The organism is Paenibacillus sp. D2_2, assembly GCF_031199965.1.
Classification (GTDB): Bacteria; Bacillota; Bacilli; order Paenibacillales; family Paenibacillaceae; genus Fontibacillus.
In genome coordinates, this window is sequence record NZ_CP133605.1 from 2,004,898 (window position 1) to 2,022,437 (window position 17,540).

General features: G+C 47.4%; 20 protein-coding genes and 3 pseudogenes. All 23 read left to right on the top strand.

Features of this window, described 5'->3' with window-relative positions; translation table 11 throughout:
* The first annotated feature begins 116 nt into the window (after nt 1–116).
* The 23 genes and pseudogenes from aroQ to xseB all read left to right on the top strand — a co-directional run bounded on the left by aroQ (nt 117) and on the right by xseB (nt 17,538).
* On the top strand, nt 117–554 hold the full coding sequence (gene aroQ, locus RE628_RS09925) for a type II 3-dehydroquinate dehydratase (RefSeq protein ID WP_309158549.1): 438 nt from the start codon (nt 117–119) through the stop codon (nt 552–554).
* Between the two features lie 57 nt (nt 555–611).
* Nucleotides 612–1,685 carry a M24 family metallopeptidase gene (locus RE628_RS09930; protein WP_309158550.1) on the top strand — a complete coding sequence of 358 codons (1,074 nt, stop codon included), beginning with the start codon at nt 612–614 and terminating at the stop codon, nt 1,683–1,685.
* 35 nt (nt 1,686–1,720) lie between these two features.
* Nucleotides 1,721–2,278 carry an elongation factor P gene (efp, locus tag RE628_RS09935; RefSeq protein ID WP_309158551.1) on the top strand — a complete coding sequence of 186 codons (558 nt, stop codon included), beginning with the start codon at nt 1,721–1,723 and terminating at the stop codon, nt 2,276–2,278.
* A gap of 299 nt (nt 2,279–2,577) precedes the next feature.
* Nucleotides 2,578–3,830 (top strand): annotated as a pseudogene (locus RE628_RS09940) (aspartate kinase).
* Nucleotides 3,831–4,192: 362 nt separating this feature from the next.
* Entirely contained in the window at nt 4,193–4,459 is a 267-nt protein-coding gene (locus RE628_RS09945; RefSeq protein ID WP_068781852.1) for a YqhV family protein, read from the top strand.
* Between the two features lie 135 nt (nt 4,460–4,594).
* Nucleotides 4,595–5,593, top strand: a complete 999-nt coding sequence (gene spoIIIAA / locus RE628_RS09950; protein ID WP_309158552.1) for a stage III sporulation protein AA — start codon at nt 4,595–4,597, stop codon at nt 5,591–5,593.
* Entirely contained in the window at nt 5,586–6,104 is a 519-nt protein-coding gene (spoIIIAB, locus tag RE628_RS09955; RefSeq protein WP_309158553.1) for a stage III sporulation protein SpoIIIAB, read from the top strand. The genes spoIIIAA and spoIIIAB overlap by 8 nt, the downstream gene beginning before the upstream one ends.
* A gap of 57 nt (nt 6,105–6,161) precedes the next feature.
* Nucleotides 6,162–6,365 carry a stage III sporulation protein AC gene (spoIIIAC, locus tag RE628_RS09960; RefSeq protein ID WP_036621734.1) on the top strand — a complete coding sequence of 68 codons (204 nt, stop codon included), beginning with the start codon at nt 6,162–6,164 and terminating at the stop codon, nt 6,363–6,365.
* Nucleotides 6,366–6,381: 16 nt separating this feature from the next.
* Nucleotides 6,382–6,675, top strand: a complete 294-nt coding sequence (locus RE628_RS09965) for a SpoIIIAC/SpoIIIAD family protein (protein WP_375143104.1) — start codon at nt 6,382–6,384, stop codon at nt 6,673–6,675.
* A pseudogene (locus tag RE628_RS29585) lies at nt 6,646–6,764 on the top strand (SpoIIIAC/SpoIIIAD family protein); the annotation flags it as partial. The gene RE628_RS09965 and the pseudogene RE628_RS29585, both read left to right, overlap by 30 nt.
* A gap of 17 nt (nt 6,765–6,781) precedes the next feature.
* Nucleotides 6,782–7,972, top strand: coding sequence for a stage III sporulation protein AE (spoIIIAE, locus tag RE628_RS09970; RefSeq protein WP_375143105.1), 1,191 nt, complete (start codon nt 6,782–6,784; stop codon nt 7,970–7,972).
* 28 nt (nt 7,973–8,000) lie between these two features.
* Nucleotides 8,001–8,783 (top strand): stage III sporulation protein AF, encoded by a 783-nt coding sequence (spoIIIAF, locus tag RE628_RS09975; RefSeq protein ID WP_309158554.1) that lies wholly within the window; start codon nt 8,001–8,003, stop codon nt 8,781–8,783.
* Nucleotides 8,784–8,827: 44 nt separating this feature from the next.
* A pseudogene (spoIIIAG, locus tag RE628_RS09980) lies at nt 8,828–9,465 on the top strand (stage III sporulation protein AG).
* Between the two features lie 132 nt (nt 9,466–9,597).
* Nucleotides 9,598–10,398, top strand: a complete 801-nt coding sequence (locus tag RE628_RS09985; protein WP_309158555.1) for a SpoIIIAH-like family protein — start codon at nt 9,598–9,600, stop codon at nt 10,396–10,398.
* 208 nt (nt 10,399–10,606) lie between these two features.
* Nucleotides 10,607–11,101, top strand: coding sequence for an acetyl-CoA carboxylase biotin carboxyl carrier protein (accB, locus tag RE628_RS09990; protein ID WP_309159428.1), 495 nt, complete (start codon nt 10,607–10,609; stop codon nt 11,099–11,101).
* A 43-nt stretch (nt 11,102–11,144) separates the two neighbouring features.
* Nucleotides 11,145–12,488, top strand: coding sequence for an acetyl-CoA carboxylase biotin carboxylase subunit (accC, locus tag RE628_RS09995; protein WP_309158556.1), 1,344 nt, complete (start codon nt 11,145–11,147; stop codon nt 12,486–12,488).
* A gap of 115 nt (nt 12,489–12,603) precedes the next feature.
* Nucleotides 12,604–13,011: an Asp23/Gls24 family envelope stress response protein gene (locus tag RE628_RS10000; protein WP_309158557.1), complete on the top strand. Its 408-nt coding sequence runs from the start codon at nt 12,604–12,606 to the stop codon at nt 13,009–13,011.
* A 136-nt stretch (nt 13,012–13,147) separates the two neighbouring features.
* Nucleotides 13,148–13,687, top strand: a complete 540-nt coding sequence (gene amaP / locus RE628_RS10005; RefSeq protein WP_309158558.1) for an alkaline shock response membrane anchor protein AmaP — start codon at nt 13,148–13,150, stop codon at nt 13,685–13,687.
* 11 nt (nt 13,688–13,698) lie between these two features.
* Complete coding sequence (locus RE628_RS10010; RefSeq protein WP_309158559.1) at nt 13,699–13,932, top strand: DUF2273 domain-containing protein; 234 nt, start codon at nt 13,699–13,701, stop codon at nt 13,930–13,932.
* A 407-nt stretch (nt 13,933–14,339) separates the two neighbouring features.
* Nucleotides 14,340–14,792: a transcription antitermination factor NusB gene (nusB, locus tag RE628_RS10015; protein WP_309158560.1), complete on the top strand. Its 453-nt coding sequence runs from the start codon at nt 14,340–14,342 to the stop codon at nt 14,790–14,792.
* Between the two features lie 49 nt (nt 14,793–14,841).
* The gene (gene folD / locus RE628_RS10020) at nt 14,842–15,699 is read left to right on the top strand and encodes a bifunctional methylenetetrahydrofolate dehydrogenase/methenyltetrahydrofolate cyclohydrolase FolD (protein ID WP_309158561.1); all 858 of its coding nucleotides are present in this window, start codon (nt 14,842–14,844) and stop codon (nt 15,697–15,699) included.
* A gap of 227 nt (nt 15,700–15,926) precedes the next feature.
* Nucleotides 15,927–17,294, top strand: coding sequence for an exodeoxyribonuclease VII large subunit (gene xseA / locus RE628_RS10025; protein ID WP_309158562.1), 1,368 nt, complete (start codon nt 15,927–15,929; stop codon nt 17,292–17,294).
* The gene (xseB, locus tag RE628_RS10030) at nt 17,284–17,538 is read left to right on the top strand and encodes an exodeoxyribonuclease VII small subunit (RefSeq protein WP_309158563.1); all 255 of its coding nucleotides are present in this window, start codon (nt 17,284–17,286) and stop codon (nt 17,536–17,538) included. The genes xseA and xseB overlap by 11 nt, the downstream gene beginning before the upstream one ends.
* The last annotated feature ends 2 nt before the right edge of the window (nt 17,539–17,540 follow it).

Here is a 17,540-nt window from a genome sequence, read left to right on the forward strand (position 1 = left end):
TTCTCAATTGACTCCTTCCTATGTTAAAATTACTTTTGGTTCATGTTCGAAAAGTACGGGTAATCTCTTTTTGAACGGTATCGTTACTGGTTATATCAAAGGAAGGGTGATCAGCAATGTTAAACATTCTGGTGCTGAACGGGCCTAACCTGAATATGCTTGGTGTTCGTGAGCCGGGTATTTACGGCTCTGAAAGTTTAAGCGATATCGAGGTCAAGCTGAGTAAGCTGGCAGAAACGGAAGATTTGTCCCTCTCGTTCTTTCAATCGAATCATGAGGGTGAACTCATCGATAAGATTCATGCGGCTTACGGATCATGCGACGGTATTTTGATTAACCCGGGGGCACTTACCCACTACAGTTATGCGCTGCGTGATGCGCTGACTACGGTGAAGCTTCCAGTGGTCGAAGTGCATCTATCCAACATTCACGCACGCGAAGCATTTCGCCATCACTCTGTTATTGCTCCAATTGCAATTGGACAGATTTCCGGCTTTGGATCGTACGGATACGAGATGGGTCTGTTGGCTTTGAAGCGTCATTTAAGCAAGTAGTGAATGCGGGATACGCATGGATTTGCAAGAGAAAGCTGATATTAAGGAGAGTTAATTATGGTGAGCACACGTGTTACTCGGTTCCGCGAAGCAATGGTAAGCCATCAAGTGGAAGCCGTTTTAGTTACCGGTGATGTGAACCGCCGCTATTTGACGGGCTTTACCGGAACCTCTGGTTATGTCTTAGTTACGCAGCAGAAGGCTTATTTGTTAACGGACTTCCGTTACACTACGCAAGCGGCAGAGCAGGCCAAAGGGTTCGAGATCGTGAAGCATGCTCCGGTCGTTATTGATACGATTAAGGAACTGCTTGCGGCAGAACAGATCAGCCGGCTTGGATTCGAGGAGGACAACGTGGTCTTCTCGACATACCGCAGCTATGAGAGCGGACTCGCTCCTTGCGAGTTGGTTCCTGTCAAGGGTCTAGTTGAAGGACTGCGGACGTTCAAGGATGCTGATGAGCTGGCGATCATGAAGCAAGCAGCGGACTTGGCTGATCGCACATTCGTGCATATGCTGGATGTAATCAAGCCGGGGGTTACCGAGCAAGACATGGCGCTGGAGATGGAAATGTTCATGCGCAAGAATGGTGCGACTTCAAGCTCATTTGATACGATCGTTGCATCTGGAGTACGTTCGTCTCTTCCTCATGGTGTTGCTAGTGGCAAGATGATTGAGAGCGGAGACTTGGTGACTTTGGATTTCGGGGCTCTACTAGGTGGATATTGTTCGGATATTACCCGCACAGTAATGGTAGGTACACCTGATGATAAGCAACGTGAAATATATGACATTGTTCTTGAAGCTCAGCTACATACGCTTGAACATTTGCGGCCGGGCATGACTGGGCGTGAAGCTGACGCTCTTGCCCGCGATATTATCACTCGCTATGGCTATGGTGAACAATTCGGCCATAGTACAGGACATGGATTGGGAATGGAAGTTCACGAAGCTCCTAATCTGTCCATGAGAAGCGATACCGTTCTTCAACCAGGCATGGTTGTGACTGTTGAACCGGGAATTTATATTCCAGGATTCGGCGGAGTGCGAATTGAAGATGACGTTGTCATGACGGAAAATGGCAACCGACGTTTGACGGAATCGAGCAAAGACTTTACGATTATTTCGTAGATTAATTCTTTAACCTATTTGAGGAGGTTCTTCTAGTGATTTCAGTAAACGATTTTAAAACAGGCTTGACCGTCGAGGTGGACGGCGATATTTATACGGTGCTTGATTTCCAGCACGTTAAACCGGGTAAGGGCGCAGCATTTGTTCGCTCCAAATTGAAAAACCTCCGTAACGGTAACACCGTGGAGAAAACATTCCGTGCTGGTGAGACGATTGGACGAGCTTTGATTGAGAACCGCGACGTACAATATTTGTATGCGAGCGGCCAAGATCATGTATTTATGGATAACGAAACTTACGATCAATTCAGCTTGACGGAAGAGCAGCTTAAATGGGAACTTAACTTCCTAAGAGAAAATATGAACGTTAAGATCGTTAGCTATCAAGGTGAAATTCTTGGGATTAACTTGCCTAACAACGTTGAACTGAAAGTCGTTGAGACCGAGCCTGGAATCAAGGGCAATACAGCAACTGGTGCAACTAAGAATGCGAAGGTTGAGACTGGCCTTAACGTTCAAGTACCTCTGTTTATCAATGAGGACGACGTTCTGCTTATCGATACTCGCGAAGGTAAATACATTTCCCGCGCGTAGTTTTGCTGTCTGCAAGAACGGTGATATGCTATGTATCAATTATTACCTCTCCATCTATAAATAGGTGGAGAGTTTTTTTGTACATATATAAATACGGCCTAAAACAACGATAAGAATCGAATATTTCGAAGCTATGGTTGGCCTTTTATAAGCTATTTCTTAAATATGTCTATAAAAAACATTGACTTCATTCGGGTTTCCCGTATTATACTGTGTTAAAGCATTACTGAAGCAATAGAAATTAGAAATGAATGAGACAACGAAATTAAAGAGTGTTGGATATCAGGGAGGGAGTTAGTTTGGCTGTATATGTTATGAAATTCGGGGCAGCTCGGTAGGAGATACGGAGCGTATGAAACGTGTCGCCCGGCGGGTAGTCGAGAAGCAGGACGAAGGCCATCAGGTGATGGTTGTCGTATCGGCGATGGGGGATACAACCGATGAATTGATTGATCAGGCGAATATGCTCAGCCATAATCCGCCGCAGCGTGAGATGGATATGTTGCTGACGACAGGGGAGCAAATTTCTATTGCACTGCTGTCGATCGCTATCCATGAGCTAGGCCGCAAGGCGGTATCCTTTACCGGATGGCAAGCCGGATTCCGAACAGAAGCGGAGCATGGCAAGGCGCGTATTACGGATATTAAACCGGAGCGCGTTCAACAGGCTCTGAATGATGGCAATATCGTCATTGTGGCTGGTTTTCAAGGGATGACCGAAGAAGGAGAAATTACTACCTTTGGTCGCGGCGGCTCCGACACTACGGCAGTAGCTCTAGCAGCTGCGACGGCTGCGGATTATTGCGAAATATATACAGATGTTGATGGCATTTATTCGACAGACCCGAGAATCGTGAAGAATGCTCGCAAATTAAATGAAATCTCTTATGATGAGATGCTAGAACTGGCTAACTTAGGTGCAGCGGTACTACATCCGCGCGCTGTTGAATACGCCAAGCAGTTCCAGGTCCGTCTCGTTGTTCGTTCGAGCTTTAATCATAATGAAGGCACAGTTGTGAAGGAGGAAGCTACAATGGAGCAAGGTGTAGTGGTTAGCGGGATCGCTTATGATAAGAATGTGGCAAGAATTAGTATTCTGGGTGTATCCCATGTTCCAGGAGTTCTAGCTAAAGTATTCGGTTCTCTAGCCGATGCGAAGATTAATGTAGATATTATTGTACAGAGCGGTGTCCAGGACGGCAAGGCTGATTTCTCCTTTACGGTAGGACTTGATGATCGTGAGAAAGCACTAGAAGTGCTTAGCGGCATTCGTCCAGAAATTCCTTTTGATGACGTAACCTCAGAAGAGGAACTAGTCAAAATTTCTATTGTTGGAGCTGGTATGGTTAGCCATCCAGGAGTGGCCGCGGAGATGTTCGATGTCATCTCGAAGCAGGACGTGAATATCAAGATGGTTAGCACTTCCGAAATCAAGGTATCCTGCGTGATTGAAGGAGCCAAGGTGAATGAGGTCATTAAGGCATTGCATACAGCTTACGGATTGGATACAGAAAGCCAAGTATTCGTCGGAGGTCCACAAGATCGCCGCTAAGCTCTAATAGAGGTTATTCAATATATTAAGGTGAAAATAAAGTAGAAGTCGTATGACCGAGCAATCGGTTATGCGGCTTCTTTCTTTTTTAATAGTATATGTTCAAAAAGTTCGGTTTTCAGCACCGAAGCTTATGCTTCCGAGGTGCGTTTCTTCGAAACGCTTCAGTTGGATAAAGCTAGGGACTGAGGAGCGGAGCGTAGGCAAAACCTACGTGAGCACCGGATGGCCAGGTTGAATTCAAGATTCGATGTCGAGATACTTCTAGCTTCACTTCGTGATTTTTGAACAACCTCTAATAAATAGAGATATTCGGGCATATGGATAAGAGAGTGCGATGGTGCGAGAGGAGGTTCATATGCTTGCTTGATAAATTCGTAACTAGTATGTCGTTGATTCGGATTCTATCAGGAACGATTGAAATCATGGCGGCTCTGCTTATGCTAAGGCTGGGGCGCGTGGATAAGGCGCTGGCCGTCAATTCAGCCCTGGCACTCGTCGGGCCAACTGTGCTGATTGTGACGACTTCCATAGGGCTTGCGGGAATGGCGGATAAGCTGTCATGGGGGAAGATGCTATGGATTGCTATAGGTGTCGGTTGTCTCTTAATCGGTATTTTAAAAAAATGATAGATTTCCGGTCATAATCACCAAGTACAGGCATACACATGAGATATGACAAAACACAAATAGATAATAGAGGTTCTTCAATGTAAGGAATTTTGCACAGCAATAAGAAAGAGAAAAGGCTTTGGGGGTACGAGAATGGACCCAAACTGGTTAATGGTATTTCCCGACAAACTTCGGCACCTGCTACTTAAGCTACCTCCCTCTATCTTTGCAAGACTTGAGGAAATTCGTATCCGGGAAGGGCGTCCGCTAGAAGTCAACACGGGAGGGCGATACTACTTCCTTACTGCGGACGGAGGAATGACGCGTGATACTGGAGCTGCATTCCGACCAGACAAGCAGGATAGCTTACGTCTGCTGGATCAAATTACTAACCACTCCATGTACACGATGGAAGAAGAACTACGGCGAGGCTTCATTACGATTGCAGGCGGCCATCGAATTGGACTGGCCGGGAGGACGGTGCTTAGTGGCGGTAAAGTGGAACACATCCGTGATATTAGTGGATTTAACATCCGCATCGCTCGCGAGGTGTGTGGAGCTGCTGACCCGGTATTACCTCAACTTCTGGATTTCAAGCAGAACAGTGTGCTTCACACATTGATTCTATCCCCGCCCCAGCATGGGAAGACAACCTTGATCCGCGATCTTGCCCGGCAGATCAGCAGCGGAACATGGGGACATCCAGAAGCGAGATGGCCTGGACTGAAGGTAGGAATCGTCGATGAAAGATCAGAGATTGCCGGAAGCAGGAATGGGGTGCCAAGCTATGATGTTGGTCCACGGACCGATGTGATGGACGGATGCCCGAAGGCGGAAGGGATGATGATGATGATACGCTCCATGTCGCCTGAGGTGCTGGTGGTCGATGAGATTGGAAGGTTAGAGGATGCCGAGGCTCTGGCAGAGGCACTACACGCAGGAGTACGCGTGATCGCTACGGCGCATGGGTCAAGCCTCGATGACTTAAGCTCCCGACCGGCGCTCTCCAAACTGCTCCAATCAGGATTCTTCCAAATGTATGTCGTATTGAGACGTAGTGATCAAGGCTTGTCATTTCGGCTCTGGGATGGGAAGCGAAGAGGCGTTCCGCTCTATAATCCGGGAATGAAGGGTAGGGAAGCGGATGCTTAAAATGCTGGGTGCTGTGCTGGTGATAGCCGCCACAACATTGGCCGGATGGGTACAAGCAAAGCAATATGCAAGCCGGCCGAGGCAAATTCGTCGTCTGATCCTTGCGCTAAAAAGGCTGGAGACCGAAATTATGTATGGCTTCACACCGTTGCCTGAGGCGCTTGTCAGAATTGGCGAACAGAGTGGTGGCGCGGTAGGCTCGATCTTTCATTCAGCAGCGGAGAATATGAAGCCTCCTGATAATAGAACAGCGCAGGATGCACTGCAGCTAGCGATCGAGTCCGGCTGGAACACGACGGCAATGAAGAAGGCGGAACAGGACATTATGAGGCAGTTCAGTTATACGCTCGGGACTAGCGATCGCAAGGACCAGCTTGGACATATAGCCACAGCGGTCCGTCAGTTGGAGAGTGAGGAGCATGAGGCGCGTGAAGAGCAGAACCGTTACGAGAAGATGTTCAGAAGTCTAGGACTGCTGTTCGGCGTATTTATCGTCATTGTGATGTACTGAGAGCAGGCCATCTTATCCAATTGTCACCGGTGAAACTAATTGTGAGGTGCCATATCAATGAACATAGAAGTGAACGCAATCTTTCAAATTGCAGGCATCGGAATCATTATCGCCATGATTCATACGGTACTGAAGCAGATGGGAAAAGAAGACATGGCCCATTGGGTGACTCTGATCGGATTTGTTGTCGTGCTGTTCATGGTCATCCGCCTGCTTGATAATTTGTTCCAAGAGATCAAATCGATCTTCTTGTTCCAGTAGGTGAACGGCTGTGGAAATGATTCAGATCGTAGGAATCGGATTATTAGCAACGGTGCTGATCCTCGTTATTAAAGAGCAAAAACCAATGTTTGCCTTCCTGATTGGGGCAAGCACGGGTATATATATCTTCTTGTATCTGATTGGCAAAATTGGCGGAATTATTGATGTGCTAGAGCAACTAGCGGCTTCCTCTGGCGTGCAAATGATCTATCTGAAGACGATTCTCAAGATTATCGGCATCGCCTACATCGCTGAATTCGGAGCACAAATCGTTAGAGATGCCGGCAGGAGGGCATTGCTTCAAAGATAGAACTGGCTGGCAAAGTCATGATTATGGTTCTGGCCATTCCGATTATCAGCATTATTATCGAGACCGTCATCAAGCTGCTGCCGACATAGCTAAGGTGGGACACGAGATGAGACCAATACAATTGAGCTTTGCATATAGGACGATGATCCTTCTCGTTCTAAGCTTTGTAATCCTGTGGCCGATCCGCGTGATGGCTGAAGGGCCAGACAATGGCTGGATCGAAAGGCAGGCCGAGCAATTGCCAACGGATGAAGTAGAATCGTACTGGCAGAAGCTGATGAAGGACTATGGCGGATTTTTCCCGGATCAGAAAGTTCCCTCTTTTATGGACATGTTGGTTCAGGGGGATCAGGGATTCTCTTTGAAGACAGGCTTCCTAGGTCTGATGCGATATATGTGGCATGAAGTGCTGTACAACGGTCATATTCTCGTCACCATCGTACTTCTGTCGATCTTCAGCATGATACTGGAGACGCTGCAATCGGCATTTGAGCGCAAGCAAGTGAGCAAGGTTGCTTACTCGATCTGCTTCATGGTCATTCTAGTACTGGCGATCAACAGCTTCCATGTGGCGATTAGTTACGCCACCGAGGCGATTACCGGGATGATAGACTTCATGATGGCGATGGTTCCACTGCTGTTCACCTTGCTCGCTTCTATGGGAAATGTAGCGACGGTGTCAGTCACTCATCCGCTAGTCGTCTTTATGGTCCATACCGTAGGTACTCTCGTTCATACAGTAATATTTCCATTATTGTTCTTCTCGGCCGTTCTGCATATCGTCAGCACTTTATCAGACAAGTATAAGCTGACTCAGCTCGGTAATCTGCTTCGGACGATCAGTATGAGCTTGCTAGGCATCCTGCTGACTGTATTCCTCGGCGTTATATCGATCAAGGGAATCGCTGGTTCCGTCGTTGATGGTGTAACGTTGCGGACAGCAAAGTACTTAACCGGTAATTTCGTCCCGGTCGTCGGAAAGGTGTTCGCTGATGCCACCGACACCGTCATATCGGCTTCGCTACTTGTTAAAAATTCAATCGGTCTGGTTGGGGTCATTATCCTGTTATTCTTATGTGCCTTTCCGGCCATTAAAATATTGGTTCTAGCGTTAATCTTCAATCTATCTGCAGCGGTGATGCAGCCGCTTGGAGATACGCCGATTGTGACCTGTCTCGATACGATCGGCAAGAGCATGGTATATGTATTCGCAGCCTTGGCTGCAGTAGGTCTGATGTTCTTCCTGGCGATCACAATTATGCTGACGGCGGGAAATGTAACGGTGATGATGAGGTGAGGAATTGCGGTAAGGCGGTGAGGCAAGCATGAGCTTCTTAGGAGATTGGCTGAAGCAAATAATTATTATCGTTCTGTTCGCGGTCTTTATTGACCTGCTATTGCCTAATCGGGCGATGGAACGTTATGTCCGCTTTGTTGTCAGTCTATTGATACTGTTAACGCTAATCACTCCTGTTGTTCGCATCTTTACACCGGAAGCCAAGCAGAAGCTGGAGATCGCGCTCACGGATAACCTGACCAATCAGGACAGTCGGGATACGAAGCAGAGTACACAAGCGATTTTACGCCAAGGCGAGTTACTGAGGCAGAAGCAGGAAGCCGAAGCTCTGCAGTGGACAGCGGAGGAGGCGGCTAGGCAGATGAAGCAGTCGATTGAGCAGGAGACAGGTCGCCCCGTTAGCCGCGTCACCGTCAAACTTGTCAATGAGGATCAGGATTCTCACACACGCAGTTCTTCAAACCTCCCTGCACAGCCCAAACAGTTGGTTTACACTGCGGTCGAAGTAGTCATGGCTTCGGAGGGGCAAGCCGCAGAGAACGGTGAAGAGAATCGGGCAACAGAGAAAATAGCGGTACAGTCGGTCGATCAGGTGAAAATTGATGTCGACTTGAAATCCAGAACCTTGGCTGATCCTTCGAAGAGCAACCTTCCGGACGAACAGTCGAAGGCCGTAATGGCAGGCAAAGATAATTCCGTCTCAGATGATTCTGAAGCGGCTGCTGAGACTCTGAAGAAGACAAGTTCCGGGCTGGAGAAGCAGATCGAAGACTTGCTTGGCGATAGGTGGGGGTTCCCCGCGAATCAGTGACGATATCGATGCAATGATTATCATTTTTTTCTGGGGGTGAAGAGATGCCTGGGTGGTTTAAGAAGCTGGAGCAATGGATTGGTAAGGGAGGGGACGGCAAGAGAGCACAGTCCTTCCGACTAGTACTAATTCTTGGACTTGTTGGTCTGGCGCTGATGATCATATATTCCTTCGTGAATGTGAAAAAGATCGATTCTGGTGGGGATGGAGAGAGCCGCCGGTATTGCAGAACGTATCCGCTCCCGCTACTCCTGGAACGGAAGGTGATGGCCCTTTCGCTGAGATCGAGTATTCTCTGGAGAGTAAGACAAAAGAAATGTTAGAGAATATCGTCGGGGTAGGTGCGGTTGATGTGATGGTTAGTGTGGACTCAACGGAAGAAGTTGTTGTACAGCGCAATATTAAGGATACACAGGAACTAACAGACGAGACGGATAAAGACGGTGGCAAGCGCCATGTTACGCAATATACCCGTGACGGTCAGATCGTTACTTATGAATCCTCTGGCAATGAACAGCCGATTATTACGAAGAAGATCAAGCCTACGGTTCGGGGTGTCCTAGTTGTAGCGAAGGGAGCCGAGAACAAGACGGTCAAAGGATTAATTGTAGATGCCGTGGAGAAAGGGCTGAATGTGCCGGCTTATCGGATCTCAGTCGTACCCCGCAAGCAATCACAATGATAGGGAAGTTCAAAAAGTCCCCTTTTGATTACGAAGTAACTCAGGAAGCATACTCGGCATCGAATCTTGAATTCACCCGGCATCAAATCTTAAATCAATAAATTTTAAAAAATGATTAGGAGGAATTACACAATGAAATCGAAAAGACAGACGATATGGCTCGTATCTATGCTTAGCTTGATGGTAATCTTGTCGGCCTATTACTTGTTCACGGAGGACAGCTCAACCAAAGGAAAGAATACGGATGGTCAGGTAGCGTCGATGGATCAAAAAGGTGGAACACAAAATGGACTTAACACCTTGGATAATCAGGATGACATGGTTATTACAGAAGTAGATCCAGGAAAGTCGCAGGATGGTAGTCTTGCAACTGATGACAATGCTGTAGCGAGCACAGATGAAGGAACCAAGGGTGGCGCTGCTGATGATGGGAAGGAACCAGCGCAAAAAGGTAAGGATGACAAGAGCAAGGACGACAAAGGCAAGCAGCCGGAAAATGCAGACAAGTCGAAGGATAGCTCGGCCACAGAAAATACAAGTGATGAAGATGTGCTGAAGCAGCTTGAGTCGCAAGGAGTTTCAGGCTTAGACAATATGACGTCCTATCAAGCTCAACGCGCCAATAACAACAATAAGAAGTACGATGAACTGATGAGAACCATCAATGATGAATCCAAGACATTGGAAGAAGCAACGATGGCTCAGAAAGAACTAAGCGCTCTGGAGGAGAAAGAAGATAGAATTTACGACATTGAGGAGAAACTTCAGCAGCAATATTCCAATGCGATTGTTAAAGAGAACGGAGATAATTATCAAGTTCTCGTCGTCAGCGAGAAGCTGGAGGCCAAAGACGCCGTAAGTATTATGGACTTGGTCATTAAGGAACTTGGCGTATCCCAGGATAAAGTTAGCGTTCAATATGTTACTCAATAATGAAGAATCACTCGACACTAGAAACCAATTCTTGAGTTTGCAAAATAAGTGAAAATGCGCTAAAAAAGCTGAAATTACGGGAAATAAGATGAAGAGTCCAAGAATGCTTGGACTCTTTCCATTTTGATTGATTGTGATATAATACATAAAGTTATATTGCTGAATAAGGCCAAGGCTTTGCGAAGCTGAAGGAGTGATTATGAAGATGATGTTTAATTTGGATGAAATCAAAGAGTTGATTGAATTGGTGGACAAGACGTCCGTACATGAATTAGAGCTTGAAAATGAAGGCTCCAGACTTTGTATCCGTAAACCGGGTAAGAGTGAAGTGGTACATGTTCAGCCAGTTGTTGAATCTGCGATGATTCAACCTGCAGGAGCTGTATCCATCAATGCTGCAGCAGGCATTCCAGCCGCTGCTGCCGAGCCTGCGCCTGTCCAACCAGCCGAACAAGATTCGAATCTACATACTATCGTATCTCCTATGGTTGGAACGTTCTATCGCTCCTCATCCCCGGATGCTAATTCTTTTGTCAACATTGGCGACCGGGTTGGAGAGAAGACAGTCGTCTGCATTATCGAAGCAATGAAGCTGATGAATGAACTGGAGGCCGAAGTCAAAGGCCAAATCATCGATGTGTTGGTTGAGAATGGCCAATTGGTGGAATATGGACAGCCTCTCTTTTTGGTGAAGCCTGAGTAATTATGGCTGTATCATCTAGCTTTTCCAAGGAGGATGGAAGACTGTGAAATTTAACAAAATATTAATTGCTAACCGTGGTGAAATTGCGGTTCGAATTATTCGCGCATGTCGCGAGCTGGGTATTTCATCGGTAGCCGTATACTCAGAGGCAGATAAGGAGTCTCTACATGTTCGTATGGCGGATGAGGCCTACTGCATTGGTCCGACGGCTTCGAAGGACAGTTATTTAAATCTAACTAATCTGATGAGCGTAGCAACGCTTACTGAATGCGACGCCATTCACCCAGGCTATGGGTTTCTGGCGGAAAACGCCGATTTTGCTGAAATCTGCAGCTCGTGCAACTTATCCTTTATCGGTCCTTCTCCAGAAGCGATCACGAAAATGGGCGATAAAGCGGTGGCCAAACAGACGATGAAAAATGCCAACGTTCCGGTCATCCCCGGATCAGACGGTCTGATTGAGGACGTGGAGGAAGCCGTTATGATTGCTCGCGATATCGGCTACCCAGTAATCATCAAAGCGACCGCCGGCGGTGGCGGCAAGGGAATTCGCATCGCTGAGGACGAGTCATCTCTGATCCAGCAAATTACGACTGCACAGCAGGAAGCGGAGAAGGCTTTTGGCAATGCAGGTGTATATCTTGAGAAATATTCGACCGGCATGAAGCATGTTGAGATCCAAATCATGGCCGACAAGCATGGCAATGCCGTATATTTAGGAGAACGTGACTGCTCCGTGCAACGTCGCCGTCAGAAATTGGTTGAGGAAGCACCTTGTCCGGTGTTATCACCTGAGAAGCGTCAAGAAATGGGAGAGGCTGCAGTAAGAGCAGCGCTCGCTGTAGACTATTCCGGGGCGGGGACATTGGAGTTTCTGCTAAGTCCTGATGGACAGTTCTATTTCATGGAGATGAATACACGGATTCAGGTAGAGCACCCAGTAACTGAAATGATTACTGGCGTCGACCTAATTCAGGAGATGATCTCTGTCGCAGAGGGGAATCCACTCTCTTTCACCCAGGATGATATTAAATTGAATGGCTGGGCGATGGAATGCCGGATTAATGCGGAGGACCCATCGCGTAATTTTATGCCATCTCCGGGTAAAATCGGCTTCTATCTTCCACCGGGTGGTCCCGGAGTCCGGATTGATAGTGCTGCATATCCCGGCTATATGATCTCACCACATTATGACTCCATGATCGCCAAGCTGATCGTCTGGGCCCCTACACGTGAGGAAGCCATTGCTAAGATGAAGCGGGCGTTGTCCGAATTTGTGATTGAAGGAATCCATACAACGATTCCATTCCATCAGAAGCTGTTGGAGCATCCAGTATTCATTCGTGGTGACTTCGATATTAAATTTCTGGAAGAACATGAGGTTTAATGTTGGACGGCCAGTTTGTCATAATGTGCTTGAAATGATATAGTATGTATAATAAGTGCGCGGTTTCTAAGACTTAGAGAGTAGCGTAAGACTTATTGAGAGGTGGATGAATAGAATGAGTGCATTGCCTACAGAGTTCGAACGGACTGAGATTGGCGAGATCCAAATTGCACCAGAGGTCCTTGAGGTTATTGCGGGACTTGCTACAGTAGAAGTAAAAGGCGTTGCCGGCATGAGCGGTGGATTTGCTGGAGGTATAGCCGAATTACTTGGTAGAAAGAATTTATCTAAAGGCGTTAAGGTGGAAGTTGGTCAGCGTGAAGCTGCTGTTGACGTATCCGTTATTGTGGAATATGGCAACCGCCTGCCTGAGGTAGCTACCGAAATTCAGCGTAATGTGAAGCGTTCAATCGAGACGATGACCGGCCTTAAGGTGATCGAAGTGAACGTGCAAATTCACGACGTTATTTTCAAAGCTGCTGAGAAGATTGAAGAAGTGGAACTTAACCATAGGGTGAAATAATATCAAGTAACGAACCCCCGACCGTTTGCGTCAGGGGTTTACTATAATTTTTATATGTAGAGAGAGCTTACAAGTGTACTTTCTGAACTCTCTCTACATACTAGAACTACCACCCGAGAAGGAGGCTATCCCTGTCGTGGCCAAAATTTTGGACAGAATCTTGCTGCTTATATACAGCTTGTGTGTTGGTGTATTATCTATTCTAGCTATTCTACTAATGACGGGATCGTACACGCTTACCCTTAATAAAGAGCAGGGGCATACCCTGTTGATTTCTTCTATCGTGGTAGCATCCGTACTTGTCCTGCTTAGCATCCGATTCTTCTACATTTCTGTACGTCGTGAACGTCATACGCAGTCATCAATTGATCAACGTACCGAATATGGCGATATTCAGATCTCCGTTGATACAATCGAGAACTTGTCCTATAAGGCAGCATCTCGTGTTCGCGGGGTGAAAGAAGTTAAGACGAGAATTAAGATTGCAGAGTCGGGTCTGGAGATTATGATTCGTGCTGTCGTTGATGGTGAATCTTCGATTCCTGTGATGACTGAGGAAGTACAGAAGCAAGTCCACGATTACGTGGAGGAGATCACGGGTATTCCGGTAGCCTATGTTTCAGTATATATAGCTAACCTCGTCCATTCGCCTGTTATTAAAAGTCGGGTTGAATAGGGGGAGTGGCTGTGTTCTGGAAGCAATTATGGGAGAGTCATAAGGGACGGCTGCTGGGCGTGGCTTCGGCTGTGTTTCTGTGTCCGATCTATCTGTTTTTCGGATTTTGGAATATGATGTTTTGCGCCCTGCTGCTGTTTGTAGGTTATACGGTAGGCAAGAATAGCGATCTGGATCAAGGTCCACTCGTTCCGTGGAAAGAGCTAAGAGAATGGCTGGCTACGCGTTGGCGCCCTTTTAAATGATTCCTGTGATATGTTTTCTCCGGAAAAGAGTTTGGTTTGTCATTTTTGTGGAGAAAACATTTTACAGGTTTTTTTTGTTTGAATGCAAGGATCATAAGAAATATAATGAGAATCGGTCGTATTTTAGTTCATAATAAATATATGGATATTTAACGATATGAGGTTGGACGGTTTTCTGTCATATTATGGAGTTCAAAAAGTTCAGTTTTCAGCACCGAGAAGGTTGGATGAAGCTAGGGTCTGAGGAGCGGAGCGTACGTAGTTTGTACGTGAGCACCGGAAGACCCGGTTGAATTCAAGATTCGATGCCGAGATACTTCCTGATTCACTTCGTGATCAAAAGTGAATTTTTTGGGCGAATCTTATTGGCAAGAAGGGGCCGAACCATTTAATCAAGGAGGAAATACATGAAACGGCGGTTAGCAAGAGAAATAGCGGTGCAAAGTCTGTATCAAATGGAAATGAACGAGGTTGAGGCTGTAGAAGCGGTGCGTATGTTGATTACTGAAGCTACCGGAGAGAACGAGAGTGAAGTGGAAATTAAGAATGTCGATCAGGCTGAAGAGTTCGTTCTAGAGCTAGTGAATGGCACGTGGAGCCATAAGGTAGAGATCGACCGTGTACTGTCTGACTATTTGAAGGGCTGGCAAATCAGCCGTCTGTCCAAGGTAGATCGTCAGGTGCTTCGTCTTGCTGTATATGAAATGGTGTACCGTGAAGATGTACCGGGTAAGGTAGCTGTAAATGAAGCTATTGAGGTGGCTAAGCATTTTGGTACTGGTGAATCCGGTAAGTTTGTTAATGGTGTGCTCGGTAAGATGGTCCATGAGATCGATCAAGTCAAAGAGAAGTTATTGTAATTAGGACAACTTTTAAACAACCTCTTTAATGGGAAAAGGAGATAGATGGATGACAGCACCTATAATTAGCGGTAAACAAGTGTCTGAGGAAATTCGCGCGGGTTTGCGTGCGGAGGTAGAAGCTCTGGTGGAGCAAGGCTTGACACCAGGCCTGGCCGTTATTCTTGTCGGTGAGGACCCGGCTTCACAAGTGTATGTCCGCAATAAAGAGAAGGCGTGCCATGATCTGGGCTATTATTCTGAAGTCCATCGCCTACCTGCTTCTACTTCCCAGGAAGATCTGTTAGCACTGGTCAATAAATTGAATCGACAAGAGAATATTCACGGGATTCTCGTGCAACTTCCATTGCCGAAGCATATTGATGAAAAATCTGTGATCGATGCGATTGCTGTTGAGAAGGATGTGGATGGTTTTCACCCAGTCAATGTAGGCAATCTTGTTATCGGCGATGATAGTCTGCTTCCTTGTACACCTGCCGGCGTCATCGAGCTTATCAAGCGCACGGGGATCGAGATGTCAGGCAAACATGCGGTAGTGATAGGACGCAGCAATATTGTCGGCAAACCGGTATCCTTACTATTGCAGCGTGAGAATGCCACGGTTACAATGTGTCATTCACGGACTGTGAATATGAAGGAATTGACGGAGCAAGCGGATATCCTTGTTGTAGCGATCGGCAAAGCTAATTTTGTTGATGCTTCTTTTATTAAACCAGGTGCCGTTGTGATTGACGTAGGTATGAATCGCCTCGATAACGGCAAGCTTGCTGGAGATGTTGATTTCGAGAGTGTGAAGGAAGTTTCCGGACCAATTACTCCGGTTCCTGGCGGAGTTGGCCCTATGACAATCACGATGTTGATGAACAATACACTCATTGCCGCTAAGCGGTTAGGTGGTCTGGCCTAAGCGATGGTATAGATTCATTTCTAACGAAACATCATATCGTTATTTGAAAGAAAATCAGGCGTAAAGCCCAAATTCTCTTCAATAACGATACTCTGTTTCGTTATATAATTTTTGGCAGCCCTTTTTGATTAAATAGCGATACCACGTTTCGTTAGTTCTGCTAGCTTAAGGGATGAGTGGATTTCTATATATATTAGCTTATGGGAAGGCTGGAAAGGGGGAGCCCCATGGAGCAACGTATTTTATCGATTAAGGAATTGAATCGTTATATTCGTATGAAGCTGGAATCGGACTCCTTAATGCAGGACGTGTGGATTCGCGGAGAAATATCGAATTTTACCCATCATTCCAGCGGACATATGTATTTTACTCTGAAGGATAAGGACAGTCGGATTAAGACGATTATGTTCGCTTCCCATAATCAGCGTTTGCCCTTTATTCCGAAGGAGGGCGCGCGCGTCATCGCCCGCGGCAACGTATCTGTCTATGAACGGGACGGGCAATATCAGTTCTATGCGACGCATATGCAGCCTGATGGAATCGGTAGTCTGTATCTGGCTTTTGAGCAACTGAAAGGTAAGCTAGAGGCGGAGGGGTTGTTTGCACCTGAACGCAAGCGGCCGATTCCACGTTATCCACGTGTAATCGGGGTTATTACTTCACCGACGGGAGCGGCGGTGCGAGATATTATGACGACGCTGGCACGCCGCTATCCGCAGGCAGCGATTGTCTTGTATCCGGTGCTTGTGCAGGGTAAGGCAGCGGCGCCTTCGATTGTGAAAGCGATTCGCACGCTGAACCAGATGGGTGAGGCCGATGTCTTGATCGTCGGCCGGGGCGGTGGCTCGCTTGAGGAGCTATGGGCGTTCAACGAAGAGCAGGTCGCGCGGGCGATCTATCAGTCGGAAATTCCGGTCATATCGGCCGTAGGCCATGAGACGGATTTCACGATCGCCGACTTCGTTAGCGACCTGCGAGCGGCTACGCCTACCGCGGCGGCAGAGCTCGCCGTGCCACATCGGGCCGAGCTGCAGTCTCAGCTGGGCCAATGCGAACGCGTGCTGCAGCGCAGCTTGCAGCACCAACTGGCCCAGGCGCGCGAGAGCTTACGCCGCCTGGCCAATTCGTCGGCGCTGCTGCAGCCGCGCCGCAATCTGTTCCAGCACGCGGAGCGGCTGGACATGCTCACGACGCGCCTCAAGGGGCGCGCGTCGGCACGCAAGGAGCTGGCGGTCAGCGCGCATGACCGCCTGAGCGCTCGCCTCCTGCGGTATCACCCGCAGGAGACACTGCTCTATGCCATGCGCAGACAGAGTGAGATTGAGCGGCAGATGAAGCAGGCAATGACAGGAATGCTCAAGGAGAACACACAGCGACTGCATACCAGCATACGTCAGCTGGATGCGCTCAGTCCGCTTAAGGTCATGGCCAGGGGCTACAGCCTCGTCTATGATGAACAGCATAAATCGTTAATCAAGTCATTGAATGATGTTGAACCAGGGGATATGGTCAAGATCAAAGTCACGGATGGCGAGTTGGATTGTCAGGTTTGGGGTATGAGACGGGAAGGAGATGAGAACAATCATGGCAGATAAACAGGAAATGAGCTTCGAGGATGCGATGAATCAATTAGAGACGATCGTGAATCAGTTAGAGCATGGTGATGTTCCGTTGGAGAAAGCAATCGACCTGTTCCAGCAAGGGATGCAGTTGTCGCAATTATGCGGTCAGAAGCTGGCTCAGGTGGAGCGTAAGATCGAGATGATTGTAGAGGAGGACGGCGAGGTTAGAAAACAGCCGTTCATTCCGCAGACAGAGGAGAGCGAGACGCTTGGGTGATA